We start from the raw sequence: 13,806 nt of genomic DNA on the forward strand, positions 1-13,806 counted from the left end.
AGACAATAGAACTAGCGACAGATGGAGGGCGGCAAACCGCAATGACACACCTGATGACAACATACGCCGACTGGACAGAGTGGGCCGGAAAAGGTTGGACCATGATGCCGTATATGATTAAGTCGGATAAGGGACCGTATCATGGCGGTTTACCGTTAACGTGGGAAGCAGCCTGGCAGCAGGCGTCACCCTATGCAATAGTATTGGAAAATGGAAAAGGCGGAAGGTATACCTTTCTGGGATTAAACCCGGTATCCGTTATTTCCGGCAAGGGTAATGAGGCTGTTATTCATGATCTTATTCAAGGCGGTACCCGGACAGACGTTGGTAAACCACTTGAAGTGTTAAAAAGATGGGCTGCGCCATACAGCGCACCAAAGGTTAGCGGGGCTCCAGACTTTGGTGGTGGTTGTGCAGGGTATCTAAGCTATGACGTAGCCAGATCCCTGGAAAAGCTGCCAACCTTGGCAGCAGACAACCCGGCACTCCCCGATTATTGGTGGATGCGTTTTGAAGAACTATGGGCGTATGATCATGAGCAAGAGGCCTTATTCTGTATGGTGCACATGCCTGTGCAACCAAATCAGACAGAGGCTGATCTGCGCAGACTTTACACGGAAGCAGAAGAGCGAGCAGCAGCCATGCAGCAGCGCTGGCTGCATATTCTGGGATTTGCCCAGGCGGAAGAGCAGCAGCAGGCTTTGGAGCTTCGCCACAGCCACATTCATCTTAATTCGCAATCAGCCGATTCGGAGCGGGAAACGGAAGGATGGCATACTTCATTTCCACAACAGGACTTCGAGCAGGCGGTACGTACAGTGCAGGAATATATCCGGCAGGGGGATGTGTTTCAAGTAAACCTGTCCCTTCGACAGGAGAAACGTCTGAAGTCCAGTGCAGAGCACATCTATGAATGGCTTCGTCTCGTGAATCCTTCTCCCTACATGGGAATGCTGCGTAGTCCGGACTTTCAACTGGTGAGCGGTTCACCTGAATTGCTCGTCAAAGTAGATCATGGGAAGGTGAGCGCTCGTCCGATCGCGGGCACACGGAGAAGAGGCAGGGATGAAGCTGAGGATACGTTGATGGCCGCTGAATTGCTGAACAGTGAGAAGGAGCGGGCAGAACATATTATGCTGGTCGATCTGGAGCGGAATGATATTGGGCGAATTGCGGCTTATGGATCAGTCCATGTGCCTGAACTGATGACGATCGAGAAGTATTCCCATGTCATGCATCTGGTGTCTCAAGTTGAGGGAACGCTGGCCGACGGATTATCCGTATTTGATGTGATCGCAGCGACATTCCCAGGTGGAACGATTACAGGTGCACCCAAAGTTCGCACGATGGAAATCATTGAAGAACTGGAGCCTGTGCGTCGTGGACCGTATACGGGTTCGATTGGGTGGATGGACTACAGTGGCAATATGGAGTTGAACATCGTCATTCGTACACTTTCCATTAAAGATGGAATCGGATATGTACAAGCAGGTGCGGGCATTGTTATTGATTCCGATCCCTATCGGGAATACAAAGAGTGCCGCAACAAGGCAAGAGCCATGATGAGGGCTGTGAATTACAGCGAGGAAGCGGAAGCTGTTAAATTAAAATAACCAAGCAACCGTCCCCTGCGTGGACGGAAGAACAGGAGGAACAAGGATATGATACTGGTTATCGACAATTATGATTCCTTCACATACAACCTGGTTCAATATCTGGGTGAACTGGGGGAGACGGTGGAAGTTCGCCGTAATGATGAGATTGATCTGGCAGGCATCGAGGCATTGGCACCTGATCATATTTTAATCTCACCAGGTCCTTGTACTCCCAATGAGGCCGGTATTAGTCTGGCGGTTATCGATTACTTCAAGGGTAGTATTCCAATCTTCGGCGTATGTCTGGGACATCAGGCCATCGGACAGGCTTTCGGAGGAAATGTTATTCGTGCGGACCGCATGATGCACGGCAAAACATCGGAGATGCACCATAACGGAACATCCGTATTTACTGGATTACCATCTCCCTTCACAGCTACGCGATATCACTCTCTGATCGTAGAACGCAGCAGTCTGCCAGACTGCCTAGAGATTACGGCCGAGACGGCTGAAGGCGAGATTATGGGCCTACGTCACAAGGAATATGCGATTGAAGGTGTTCAGTTCCATCCCGAATCCATCATTACGGATCACGGTCATCAAATGCTGCGTAACTTCCTGTCTCAGCAGGTAAAGGTATAGAGATGAAATATGCCGCGATAAACGGAGAATTGGTCAATATGGCGGCAGCCGTGGTTCCGGTGATGGATCACGGCTTTTTGTACGGACTCGGATTGTTCGAGACATTTCGGACGTATCAGAGAGTTCCTTTTCTGCTGGATCGTCATTTGAAACGGATGGCTTCAGGGTGTCGTGAACTGGGCATTCCTTTCACAGCAACAGCAGCGGAGGTAACGGATTCGATCAACAACCTGCTGCTTGCTAATGAACTTGAGGATGCCTATGTGCGCTACACGGTATCTGCGGGCGAGGCTCCGCTCGGACTACCTTCAGGAGATTATGGGAAACCCAATCATATCGTATTGGCAAAAGCACTGCCTGAACCCTCTCCCTCTCTATTTGAAAATGGTAAAATGCTTCAACGTCTGTCGACGCCTCGTAACACGCCTGAAGGGGAAGTGCGGTTCAAATCGCTGCATTACATGAACAGTATTCTGGCAAAGCGTGAACTGAACGGATACGGACAGCATGTGCAGAGCGCGGAAGGGCTGCAATTAACCCGAGACGGGCATGTAGCTGAGGGGATTGTCAGTAATGTGTTCTGGGTGAGACAGGGCGTACTCTACACGCCGGCACTTGCGACAGGCATTTTGCCGGGCATTACCAGAGCCGTTGTACTGGAGCTTGCAGCTCAGCGAGGAATGCCTTGCCAGGAAGGTTTGTTCCCTTGGGAGGAACTGCTGCAGGCAGAGGAGATCTTTTTGACAGGTTCTGTTTCTGAACTCGTCCCAGTTACGACATTGCGGGATCAGGATGGAACGGAAACGGTAGTCAGCAGCGGACATATAGGCCCGGTTACAGAAGTGCTTCTGAGTATGTACCGGCAGAAAGCGGGGTATACTTCATGACACTTACACCAGTCATCTATGAACGGAATTATGCGTGTAGGCCAGCAGAGCTACAATTGGGTACACGTACACTTATTATGGGCATTCTGAATGTCACACCGGACTCCTTCTCGGATGGGGGACGTTATACCAATGTGGAGCGAGCGGTGGCTCACGCCATTCAGATGATGGAAGACGGTGCGGATCTCATTGATATTGGCGGCGAATCCACACGTCCGGGCTCAGATGTCGTTGGCGCTGATGAAGAGCTCAGCCGGATCATTCCGGTCATTGAAGCACTGCGGCAGCAGGCTCCGCATATTCCGATATCAGTGGACACTTATAAAGCCGATGTCGCTCGTCAGGCCATTCAAGCTGGAGCGCACATTATCAATGATGTATGGGGTGCCAAGGCTGACCCGGAGATGGCACGTACTGCGGCAGAACTGGGATGTCCTCTGATTCTAATGCACAACCGGGAAGAACGAGACTATACCAACTATTTGGTTGATGTAGTCAGTGATCTTCAGGAGAGTATTCAGATTGCGCTTGAAGCCGGAGTCCATCCCGATCAGATTATTCTGGACCCGGGCATTGGCTTTGTGAAAGATCTGAACGAAAATCTCGTGCTCATGTCATCGCTCGGGCTGCTCAATGAGATGGGGTATCCCGTTCTACTTGCTACCTCTCGTAAAAGGTTTATTCAGAACACCTTGAAGGTGCAGGCGGATGATGCGCTGGAGGGTACAGCCGCTACGGTTGCATTTGGCATTGCCCAAGGCTGCCAGATGGTGCGAGTTCATGATGTGAAGCCGATTCGGCGCACGGTGGACATGTGTGATGCCATGTTGTATTCATCTCCAGGCTTGCGGAGGAAATGATGTTGGCGGGGCCCGGGGACCCGTCCAGTGCAAGCGCAGCGTTTTGCAATAGGAACAAACATCGAACCATGATTTCAATATATATAGAGGGCAGGCGGAACTTATGGATAGAATGGTCATGCATCGAATGGAGTATTACGGATATCACGGCGTATTTGCCGAGGAACGGAAGCTGGGGGCGCGTTATTATATTGATCTGGAGATTGATATGGATCTGGGTGAGGCAGGGCGTAACGATGATTTGACCAAAACCATCAATTATGCGGAAATTCATGAGCTCGTAAAACAGATTGTTGAAAATAAATCATTCCAGTTAATTGAAGCTTTGGGCGAACATATTGCATCTTCGTTACTGGACACTTATACTATTATCAATGCATTGACAGTCAAGGTGACGAAGCCGCATCCGCCGTTTGATATTCATTTTGGGGGCGTAACTGTTGAGCTTCGCCGCACAAGAAAGTGAGAACCGATCATGATTGCACATTCGACCTCTGAATCTTCAGAGGCTTATATTGCTTTAGGGGCTAATTTGGGTGACCGGGAACAGACGCTGCTTGAGGCGTTAACGTTGCTGGATGCACATCCTCATATATCCGTCCTGCGCTGTTCTGCACTGTATGAGACGGAACCGGTAGGTTATGTGGACCAGCCAGCGTTTCTGAATATGGCAACTGCGGTACAGACTACACTTTTGCCGGAGCAGCTGCTCACGGAACTGCTGGAGATCGAAACACGGCTTGGACGGGTTCGTGATATCCGTTGGGGCCCTCGTACAGTCGATTTGGATTTGCTTTGGATGGATGGAGAGACAAGTGATACCGAACGGCTGCAACTGCCGCATCCACGGATGGGTGAACGGGCGTTTGTATTGGTGCCACTGGCTGATATCGTAACCGAAGATGAGCATTCAGGTTTGCATACCTTTGTTCAATCATCGTTGTCTGTACTGGATGGAAAGGATGGAATACAGCTTTGGAAAACGTGCAATTGGCCAATCGAATCCGGGCTTTCCGGAAGCTGAAAGGTTTAACACAACAGGAACTCGCTGCTGAGACGGGCATATCGCTGGCCATTCTGGGTATGATTGAACGAGGCAACCGCAAAGTGACTGAACGGGAACTGAACCTGATTGCCGGAGTGCTATCGATCAGCATTGAGGAGTTGCAGGGGAACTGACGTCGTTTTTTACTAACAACAAAACAGTCAGTATTCGTTGATCTTATACAAAATAAACATTAACCAGGATTCATGCAAGAGTCTGCGGATTTAAAAGGAGTGGGACGACTACCATGCTTAACATTGGTGGAATTGAAATGAAAAACCAGGTCGTACTTGCGCCGATGGCGGGTGTATGTAATCCGGCTTTTCGTCTGATCGCAAAAGAATTTGGGACAGGCCTTGTCTGTGCGGAAATGGTGAGTGGCAAAGCCATCGTGCATGGTAACAAGCGTACACGTGAGATGTTGTTTGTGGATGAGCGAGAGAAACCGCTGAGCCTGCAAATTTGGGGCGGAGATCGTAATGCTCTTGTAGAAGCAGCCAAAATTGTGGACAAGGAAACCAATGCGGATATCATAGACATCAACATGGGATGCCCTGTGCCTAAAGTGACGAGCTGTGATGCAGGTGCGCGCTGGTTGCTTGATCCGAACAAAATTTATGAAATGGTATCCGCTGTAGTCGACGCGGTAGATAAGCCGGTTACAGTCAAGATGCGGATCGGCTGGGATAACGAGCATATCTACGTAGTTGAGAATGCACAAGCTGTTGAACGCGCCGGCGGACAGGCAGTAAGTGTGCACGGCCGTACACGTGAGCAGCTTTATACAGGTACTGCTGACTGGTCGCATATCAAAAATGTAAAAGAGGCTGTCTCGATCCCGGTTATCGGGAACGGAGACGTATCTTCACCGGAAGATGCCCGTCGCATGTTGGATGAAACAGGCTGTGACGGGGTTATGATCGGTCGTGCAGCCTTGGGTAACCCATGGATGTTGTATCGTACCATTCAATACTTGAGTTCCGGCGAACTGCTTCCTGACCCGAATGCGGAAGAGAAAATCCGGGTTGCCATTTTGCATATGGACCGTCTGATTGCATTGAAGGGTGAGACTGTTGCTGTTCGCGAGATGCGTAAACATCTGGCTTGGTATTTGAAAGGTCTCAAAGGATCTGCTCGCATCAAGGACGTTATTATGGAAGAAACGAAACGTGATGAGATGGTGCACATTCTGGAGAACTTTGTAGGCCAGCTGCATATCGAAGGCAATCTGGAGTCAGAACCGGCAGTAGCCGAAAATGCATCCTGATCTGCTAATGTAAAACGTTTACAGCTATAGGGGGCGTAACATTGACTTTTCGAGACCGTTACCCTATAATTTCACAGTATAAATTCGCCATGTGCGTCATAAGGCTAGTGCATCAGGAGGAACGTTCCGAACGTTCTGTTTCTCCGGAGAACTTCATATAGTTTTGAAGATGTATGCGGGCGGAGCTCTGTAAACAGCATTGGTTCCGTCGCCGTGCAATCAAATTATTCCCATGACAGGAGAATCGGTTGAGATGAGCGATAAGGAAGTTATCCTTACACCAGAGGGACTTAAGAAGCTTGAAGAAGAACTGGAAATGCTGAAATCGGTGAAGCGCCGCGAAGTGGCTGAACGGATTAAGGTAGCTATCGGGTATGGAGATATTAGTGAAAACTCCGAATACGAAGATGCGAAGAACGAGCAGGCTTTCATTGAAGGCCGCATTATCACTTTGGAGAAATTGCTCCGGAACGCGCGGATTATCAACAGCGACGAGATTGATACCGAAGCCGTAAGCGTGGGTGCAACAGTTACTGTAGAAGATCTGGAATTCGGTGATATCACGGAATATACAATCGTAGGTACTGCGGAATCCAATCCGCTACAAAACAAAATATCGAACGAGAGCCCTGTTGGAAAAGCTATTCTGGGCAAGAAAAAAGGTACGGTTGTTGATGTAAGTGTGCCTGCTGGCGTAATTCAATATAAAATTGTAGACATCAAAAAGTAATATAAGCAATGAAGCAGTCGGGTACTGAGACAAAAGCTTCCTTAGGGAAGCTTTTTTCAACATTGGAGGCAGCATGCCTCTGAAGATGCCTGCAATGTAAATAAGGAGATGAATATAGATCATGACGGATGAAGTCTTGAATCAGGAAACCGAACTAAGTGAGCTTTTACAAATTCGCCGCGACAAATTGGACGAGCTCCGCAAATTGGGAATCGACCCTTTTGGCCAAAAATACGTACGTACGGAAGAAGCCGGCTCCATTCTGAAGAAGTATGATGAACTGACGAAGGAAGAGCTGGAAGAGAAGCACATCGAAGTCAGTATTGCCGGACGGATTATGGCGAAGCGGGGAATGGGTAAAGCGAGCTTTGCACATATTCAGGACCTGAGCGGCAGAATCCAGATCTATGTTCGTCAGGATACTGTGCCGGAAGACAAATATGCCGCGTTCAGCCTGCTCGATCTCGGTGATATTGTAGGTGTCTCTGGGGTAATCTTCAAAACCAAAACAGGCGAAACTTCAGTTAAGGTTCAAAACCTTGAAGTATTGTCCAAATCACTATACCCGCTTCCGGATAAATATCATGGACTCGCGGATGTAGAGCTGCGTTACCGTCAGCGCTATGTTGACCTGATTATGAATCGCGAAGTGCAGCAGACCTTCATTACTCGTTCCAAAATCATTCAGTCGATGCGCCGTTACCTGGATTCTCTGGGTTATCTGGAAGTGGAAACGCCGACGCTGCACACCATCGCTGGTGGAGCCGCTGCGCGCCCATTCATCACGCATCATAATGCACTTGATATGGAATTGTACATGCGGATTGCGATCGAGCTTCACCTGAAACGTCTGATTGTGGGCGGTCTGGAGAAAGTATATGAGATCGGCCGTGTATACCGTAACGAAGGCATGTCGACACGTCATAACCCTGAGTTCACGATGATTGAACTGTATGAGGCATATGCCGATTATCAGGATATTATGCGTTTGACTGAGAATCTTGTTGCTCACATCGCACAGGAAGTGCTTGGCACACAAGTTATTCAATATGCAGACTATCAAGTGGATCTTACACCACAATGGCGCCGTGTAACGATGGTAGACGCGGTTAAGGAAGTTGTAGGCGTGGACTTCTCCGTGCACATGACGGACGAGGAAGCTCATCGTTTGGCGAAAGAGCATAAGGTTCCAGTTGAAAAGCATATGACATTTGGTCATATTCTGAATGCATTCTTCGAACAGTTTGTAGAAGAGACGTTGATTCAACCAACCTTTATTATGGGGCATCCGGTTGAGATTTCGCCGCTGGCGAAGAAAAGCGATGTAGATCCACGCTTCACGGACCGCTTTGAGCTGTTTATCGTTGGACGTGAGCATGCCAATGCCTTTACGGAGCTGAATGATCCAATTGATCAACGTCAGCGTTTTGAGGCACAATTGCTGGAGAAAGAACACGGGAACGACGAAGCACACGAAATGGATGATGATTTCATCCGTGCGCTCGAATATGGTATGCCACCAACAGGTGGACTGGGGATTGGTATTGACCGTCTGATCATGTTGTTGACCAACTCCCCGTCCATTCGTGACGTACTGCTCTTCCCGCACATGCGTCCTCGTACACAGGATTAAATAAGGAACGTTTGACTCGTTCATAATAGAAGAGGAACCTGCCGTTCAGTATGATGCTGTGGCAAGTTCCTCTTTAGGTTTACATAGGCATTGAAGTGTCAGATTCGTCTGAAGAGCATGTGTTATCAAAGTGTGGTGACAGAACTTGTTCGCCTACCTGCTTGTATTATGTTAAAAGAGGTGCCCTCCATGAAGTTTAGGCTTCACATTGCTAAATTCCTATCACCCCCATTGATTCTGGTTGGTGGTTTTATGCTTATTATCATGATCGGTACGATTCTGCTCATGCTACCCATCTCCAATCAAAGCGGCGAGCATTTAGCGTTTATTGATGCGCTGTTTACGTCAACCTCTGCCGCATGTGTAACCGGGTTGGTTGTAGTGGATGTAGGGACAACCTTCAACCTGTTCGGTCAAATCGTAATTATGGTGCTTATGCAGCTAGGTGGACTTGGCTTCATGACCATCGCAACGTTGTTTGCATTAGTATTGGGTAAGCGAATTTCGCTGAAGGACAGACTGCTTCTGAAAGAGGCGATCAACGCTGACAGTATGGAAGGCATTGTACGCATTATCCGCAAAGTGCTGATTTTTTCGTTTACCATTGAAGGTGTGGCTGCCGTTATACTGGCACTGCGCTGGGCAACGGAGATGCCTTTTTGGCAGGCGGTATACTATGGTGCTTTTCACTCGGTTTCATTATTTAATAATGGTGGTTTCGATCTGTTTGGCAATAGTTTTCAGTATTATACAGGCGACTGGTTGTTTAACCTGACAGCTTCTGTGCTGGTTGTATCGGGTGGACTTGGCTTTGTGGTACTGAATGATTTGTTTGAGTTCCGCAAGCGCCGCCGCTTATCGTTGCAGTCCAAACTGGTGTTGTCCGTCTCAGGTGCGCTGATTGGTATTGGTGCCATTGTACTTTTTGTATTTGAATTCACCAATGGGCACACTCTGGCGCCTCTCAGTTGGAGCGAAAAGATCTACGCCTCGTTCTTCCAATCGGTCTCTACACGTTCGTCGGGTACGAGCACCATTGATATTACCCAGATGAGGCAGGCAACCCAGTTCTTCTTCATTCTGTTGATGTTTATTGGGGCATCTCCGGGATCAACCGGGGGTGGGATCAAGACGACAACGTTCCTGATCATGATTGGAGCGGTGTATGCCATGATTCGTGGCAATAAAGATATTGTATTTTTCCGTCAGCGTGTTCCGAAAGAGTTGCTGATGAGAGCATTAACGATTATTATGGTTTCCTTGATCATATTCATGGTTGTGGTAATGTTATTACTTACGACAGAGGATGCACCGTTCCTTTCACTCATGTTTGAGGCGGCCTCGGCAATTGGGACAGTAGGTTTGTCGGTGGGGGTAACGCATGAATTAACGGTATGGGGAAAAGTAATTATCGCCTTCACGATGTTTATCGGACGTATCGGGCCACTCACTATCGCATATGCGCTTCGTCCGCGCAAAGAGAAGAAGCTGTATCGCCATCCGGAGGGCCGGATTATTATTGGATAAAAAGAAAACCGTCGCGCATCTAGGACTAACCCTTTACGGAATAGGTTAGTTACAACGAATGCCTGACGGTTTTTTTGTTACATAGAAGCAATTAATCGGTTCCTGTTGGTACGAAGAGTAGAGCTGTTTTGATTGATTTGACGGTATGTTATTCTGCATCTCGGCATAACGTTGCAAGATGCATAGTAAGGATATCCTCCATGATCTTGGTGTTCATCTGGTCAGGACGAAGAATCGCATGAATTCCCAAACCGTCGACCAATGCGTACAGCCGTTCAATTTCCAGCTCCTTATCAAGGTCTGTACGGGAGAGATTGAGCTCCATGAGGTAGGTGATAACCGTAGCCATCGCGTGTCGGAGCTCATTATAGACTTTGTCGGCATGCTCTTTGAGAACAGGGTCGCTCTTGGACTTGGCGGTAAAAGCGTACCACACCTCCATTTCGGCCATTTTTTCATCCGTGCTTGGCAAGAGTTCTAATAACAGAAGCTTCATATTCTCCAAAGGAGATGAATTAAAGGACATCTGTGTGATTCGATTCGATACCCGTTCGGATACCAGATTCATTGCGTATAGGAGTAGTTCCGATTGGGTTGAAAAGTAGTGGCGCATAGACCCGGCCGATATTCCTGCTTCTACCGCAATATTTCGAACGGAGGCCTGTTCCATGCCATCTCTTCGGATGACACGCCAAGCCGCTTCGGCTACGAGCAGACGTTGTTTATCATGATCAACTATTTTAGGCATATAAGGATTATATCATTGTTGATTATTGTAATACAAACGTGTTAAATTGTATTTAATACATTTGTGTTATAAAAGGAGTGGATCATTTGATTGCCTATTTTATTATTGGATGTGAGATTGCCTTCTGGGTATTTGTCGCTGCAGGTCTGAGTGTGCGTTATCTGCTTGGGATGAAACGAACAGGGGTCGCGCTGTTAATGGCAACGCCAGTTGTGGATGTTCTTCTTATGGTAGCGACGGTGATGGATCTTCAACGGGGTGCTACAGCGAGTATGGTTCATGGCATTGCAGCTATATATATAGGGGTGAGTATTGCCTATGGTCATCAGATGATCGCTTTGGCTGATCGTTATTTCCTATATTGGTTCAAAGGTGGAGATAATCCGCGAAGCAGCAAGGTGTACGGCAGTGAGCATGCTAGTCGTGAAAGAGTGGGATGGCTTAGACATCTATTGGCTTGGTGCATAGGTAGCATGTTTCTGCTCGCGATGATCTGGTGGATTGGTGATGCGGAGCGTACTGCGGCATTTTCTAATCTCATAAGAGTATGGGGAATCATATTGGGAATCGATTTTATAATCAGCTTCAGTTATAGCTTATGGCCGCGAAAGATGCCGGTGAAGAAAGTGAAGTAACATATGATTGGATAAGTTGGAGAACGCGCGGAATATCTTTGGAAGAAGGGATGCTCCGCATGTTCTGGGAAAGGGAGTGTTGATGATAATTAATGGGATATTAAATAGTCCTGGTAGGTAGAGAGCAAAATGAGAAACATGATATATTTTTTTGAAAATAAAGCTTGCATTCGATATTTGTACATGGTATATTCTAATTCCGGCCAAGAAAACACGAGAAACACGGTGCGGCAAGCAAATCTAATAAGCTTCGAAAGAAACTTAAAAAAAGAGCTTGCAAAGTTGGTTTGGATGTGGTAAGATATAAAAGTTGCTGCGGTGAACAACACTGAGCAGCGAAACACGTTTGATCTTTGAAAACTGAACAACGAGTGAGTAACGATCTTGCTTGCAAGATCGGCGCTGAGAAATCGGTACAAGCCTTCGGGCTGTATGGTTTCAAAGCAAAATAAATGAGATTTTTAATCTCGTCAGTTTCAAAATGAGCTTATCGCTCTTTTCAATACCACCGATGGTTTTCATAGCCTCTAACGATGCTTCTGAAATTCATCTTTATTGGAGAGTTTGATCCTGGCTCAGGACGAACGCTGGCGGCATGCCTAATACATGCAAGTCGAGCGGACTTGAAGAGAAGCTTGCTTCTCTGATGGTTAGCGGCGGACGGGTGAGTAACACGTAGGCAACCTGCCCTCAAGTTTGGGACAACTACCGGAAACGGTAGCTAATACCGAATAGTTGTTTTCTTCGCCTGAAGGAAACTGGAAAGACGGAGCAATCTGTCACTTGGGGATGGGCCTGCGGCGCATTAGCTAGTTGGTGGGGTAATGGCTCACCAAGGCGACGATGCGTAGCCGACCTGAGAGGGTGATCGGCCACACTGGGACTGAGACACGGCCCAGACTCCTACGGGAGGCAGCAGTAGGGAATCTTCCGCAATGGGCGAAAGCCTGACGGAGCAATGCCGCGTGAGTGATGAAGGTTTTCGGATCGTAAAGCTCTGTTGCCAGGGAAGAACGCTTGGGAGAGTAACTGCTCTCAAGGTGACGGTACCTGAGAAGAAAGCCCCGGCTAACTACGTGCCAGCAGCCGCGGTAATACGTAGGGGGCAAGCGTTGTCCGGAATTATTGGGCGTAAAGCGCGCGCAGGCGGTCATTTAAGTCTGGTGTTTAATCCCGGGGCTCAACCCCGGATCGCACTGGAAACTGGGTGACTTGAGTGCAGAAGAGGAGAGTGGAATTCCACGTGTAGCGGTGAAATGCGTAGATATGTGGAGGAACACCAGTGGCGAAGGCGACTCTCTGGGCTGTAACTGACGCTGAGGCGCGAAAGCGTGGGGAGCAAACAGGATTAGATACCCTGGTAGTCCACGCCGTAAACGATGAGTGCTAGGTGTTAGGGGTTTCGATACCCTTGGTGCCGAAGTTAACACATTAAGCACTCCGCCTGGGGAGTACGGTCGCAAGACTGAAACTCAAAGGAATTGACGGGGACCCGCACAAGCAGTGGAGTATGTGGTTTAATTCGAAGCAACGCGAAGAACCTTACCAGGTCTTGACATCCCTCTGACCGGTACAGAGATGTACCTTTCCTTCGGGACAGAGGAGACAGGTGGTGCATGGTTGTCGTCAGCTCGTGTCGTGAGATGTTGGGTTAAGTCCCGCAACGAGCGCAACCCTTGATCTTAGTTGCCAGCATTTCGGATGGGCACTCTAAGGTGACTGCCGGTGACAAACCGGAGGAAGGTGGGGATGACGTCAAATCATCATGCCCCTTATGACCTGGGCTACACACGTACTACAATGGCCGGTACAACGGGCTGCGAAGCCGCGAGGTGGAGCTAATCCTAAAAAGCCGGTCTCAGTTCGGATTGCAGGCTGCAACTCGCCTGCATGAAGTCGGAATTGCTAGTAATCGCGGATCAGCATGCCGCGGTGAATACGTTCCCGGGTCTTGTACACACCGCCCGTCACACCACGAGAGTTTATAACACCCGAAGTCGGTGGGGTAACCGCAAGGAGCCAGCCGCCGAAGGTGGGATAGATGATTGGGGTGAAGTCGTAACAAGGTAGCCGTATCGGAAGGTGCGGCTGGATCACCTCCTTTCTATGGAGAATCGTTTCCCGCAGCGGAAACATTCAAATCAAGTCTTCAGGAAGCATGCTTCCGAAGCGAGCTTTACTTCGTAAAGCTTTTAACTCACTCGTTGCTCAGTTTTGAGAGCTCAAACTCTCAAACA

General features: G+C 48.5%; 13 protein-coding genes and 1 rRNA gene. 13 read left to right on the top strand and 1 reads right to left on the bottom strand.

Going from position 1 to position 13,806, the window contains the following annotated elements:
- Positions 1 to 41: 41 nt before the first annotated feature.
- From MHB49_RS00340 to MHB49_RS00390, 11 genes are all read left to right on the top strand, one after another.
- On the top strand, positions 42 to 1,613 hold the full coding sequence (locus MHB49_RS00340; RefSeq protein WP_405157012.1) for an anthranilate synthase component I family protein: 1,572 nt from the start codon (positions 42 to 44) through the stop codon (positions 1,611 to 1,613).
- A 48-nt stretch (positions 1,614 to 1,661) separates the two neighbouring features.
- Positions 1,662 to 2,237, top strand: a complete 576-nt coding sequence (pabA, locus tag MHB49_RS00345) for an aminodeoxychorismate/anthranilate synthase component II (protein WP_405154623.1) — start codon at positions 1,662 to 1,664, stop codon at positions 2,235 to 2,237.
- Positions 2,238 to 2,239: 2 nt separating this feature from the next.
- Positions 2,240 to 3,124 (top strand): aminotransferase class IV, encoded by an 885-nt coding sequence (locus MHB49_RS00350; protein WP_405154624.1) that lies wholly within the window; start codon positions 2,240 to 2,242, stop codon positions 3,122 to 3,124.
- Entirely contained in the window at positions 3,121 to 3,984 is an 864-nt protein-coding gene (folP, locus tag MHB49_RS00355; RefSeq protein WP_405154625.1) for a dihydropteroate synthase, read from the top strand. Before MHB49_RS00350 ends, folP begins: the two co-directional genes overlap by 4 nt.
- A 103-nt stretch (positions 3,985 to 4,087) precedes the next feature.
- Positions 4,088 to 4,450, top strand: coding sequence for a dihydroneopterin aldolase (folB, locus tag MHB49_RS00360; RefSeq protein ID WP_053778905.1), 363 nt, complete (start codon positions 4,088 to 4,090; stop codon positions 4,448 to 4,450).
- A gap of 9 nt (positions 4,451 to 4,459) precedes the next feature.
- A complete protein-coding gene (folK, locus tag MHB49_RS00365; protein ID WP_405154626.1) occupies positions 4,460 to 5,008 on the top strand; it encodes a 2-amino-4-hydroxy-6-hydroxymethyldihydropteridine diphosphokinase in 549 nt (182 codons plus the stop codon).
- Positions 4,960 to 5,163, top strand: a complete 204-nt coding sequence (locus tag MHB49_RS00370) for a helix-turn-helix domain-containing protein (protein WP_247900164.1) — start codon at positions 4,960 to 4,962, stop codon at positions 5,161 to 5,163. Before folK ends, MHB49_RS00370 begins: the two co-directional genes overlap by 49 nt.
- Positions 5,164 to 5,276: 113 nt before the next feature.
- Positions 5,277 to 6,296 (top strand): tRNA dihydrouridine synthase DusB, encoded by a 1,020-nt coding sequence (dusB, locus tag MHB49_RS00375; protein WP_405154627.1) that lies wholly within the window; start codon positions 5,277 to 5,279, stop codon positions 6,294 to 6,296.
- A gap of 253 nt (positions 6,297 to 6,549) precedes the next feature.
- Positions 6,550 to 7,026 (top strand): transcription elongation factor GreA, encoded by a 477-nt coding sequence (gene greA, locus MHB49_RS00380; protein WP_247900166.1) that lies wholly within the window; start codon positions 6,550 to 6,552, stop codon positions 7,024 to 7,026.
- A 121-nt stretch (positions 7,027 to 7,147) separates the two neighbouring features.
- Positions 7,148 to 8,659 carry a lysine--tRNA ligase gene (gene lysS / locus MHB49_RS00385; protein ID WP_247900167.1) on the top strand — a complete coding sequence of 504 codons (1,512 nt, stop codon included), beginning with the start codon at positions 7,148 to 7,150 and terminating at the stop codon, positions 8,657 to 8,659.
- A 189-nt stretch (positions 8,660 to 8,848) separates the two neighbouring features.
- Positions 8,849 to 10,186, top strand: a complete 1,338-nt coding sequence (locus MHB49_RS00390) for a TrkH family potassium uptake protein (protein ID WP_110002356.1) — start codon at positions 8,849 to 8,851, stop codon at positions 10,184 to 10,186.
- Between the two features lie 148 nt (positions 10,187 to 10,334).
- Here MHB49_RS00390 and MHB49_RS00395 read toward each other — a convergent pair whose 3' ends face one another.
- Positions 10,335 to 10,934 (bottom strand): TetR/AcrR family transcriptional regulator, encoded by a 600-nt coding sequence (locus MHB49_RS00395; RefSeq protein ID WP_090905165.1) that lies wholly within the window; start codon positions 10,932 to 10,934, stop codon positions 10,335 to 10,337.
- A gap of 77 nt (positions 10,935 to 11,011) precedes the next feature.
- Here MHB49_RS00395 and MHB49_RS00400 point away from each other — a divergent pair, with 77 nt between their 5' ends.
- Together MHB49_RS00400 and MHB49_RS00405 are read left to right on the top strand one after the other, a co-directional pair.
- Positions 11,012 to 11,569, top strand: a complete 558-nt coding sequence (locus MHB49_RS00400; RefSeq protein WP_405154628.1) for a hypothetical protein — start codon at positions 11,012 to 11,014, stop codon at positions 11,567 to 11,569.
- Positions 11,570 to 12,121: 552 nt separating this feature from the next.
- Positions 12,122 to 13,673, top strand: a 16S ribosomal RNA gene (locus tag MHB49_RS00405).
- Positions 13,674 to 13,806: the final 133 nt, after the last annotated feature.

This window comes from Paenibacillus sp. FSL K6-0108, from assembly GCF_045040695.1.
Lineage (GTDB): Bacteria > Bacillota > Bacilli > Paenibacillales > Paenibacillaceae > Paenibacillus > Paenibacillus pabuli_B.

Coding starts and splice junctions, on each gene's coding strand:
- MHB49_RS00340 (WP_405157012.1), top strand. CDS start 42: ATGACACACCTGATGACAACATACGCCGACTGGACAGAGTGGGCCGGA.
- pabA (WP_405154623.1), top strand. CDS start 1,662: ATGATACTGGTTATCGACAATTATGATTCCTTCACATACAACCTGGTT.
- MHB49_RS00350 (WP_405154624.1), top strand. CDS start 2,240: ATGAAATATGCCGCGATAAACGGAGAATTGGTCAATATGGCGGCAGCC.
- folP (WP_405154625.1), top strand. CDS start 3,121: ATGACACTTACACCAGTCATCTATGAACGGAATTATGCGTGTAGGCCA.
- folB (WP_053778905.1), top strand. CDS start 4,088: ATGGATAGAATGGTCATGCATCGAATGGAGTATTACGGATATCACGGC.
- folK (WP_405154626.1), top strand. CDS start 4,460: ATGATTGCACATTCGACCTCTGAATCTTCAGAGGCTTATATTGCTTTA.
- dusB (WP_405154627.1), top strand. CDS start 5,277: ATGCTTAACATTGGTGGAATTGAAATGAAAAACCAGGTCGTACTTGCG.
- greA (WP_247900166.1), top strand. CDS start 6,550: ATGAGCGATAAGGAAGTTATCCTTACACCAGAGGGACTTAAGAAGCTT.
- lysS (WP_247900167.1), top strand. CDS start 7,148: ATGACGGATGAAGTCTTGAATCAGGAAACCGAACTAAGTGAGCTTTTA.
- MHB49_RS00390 (WP_110002356.1), top strand. CDS start 8,849: ATGAAGTTTAGGCTTCACATTGCTAAATTCCTATCACCCCCATTGATT.
- MHB49_RS00395 (WP_090905165.1), bottom strand. CDS start 10,934: ATGCCTAAAATAGTTGATCATGATAAACAACGTCTGCTCGTAGCCGAA.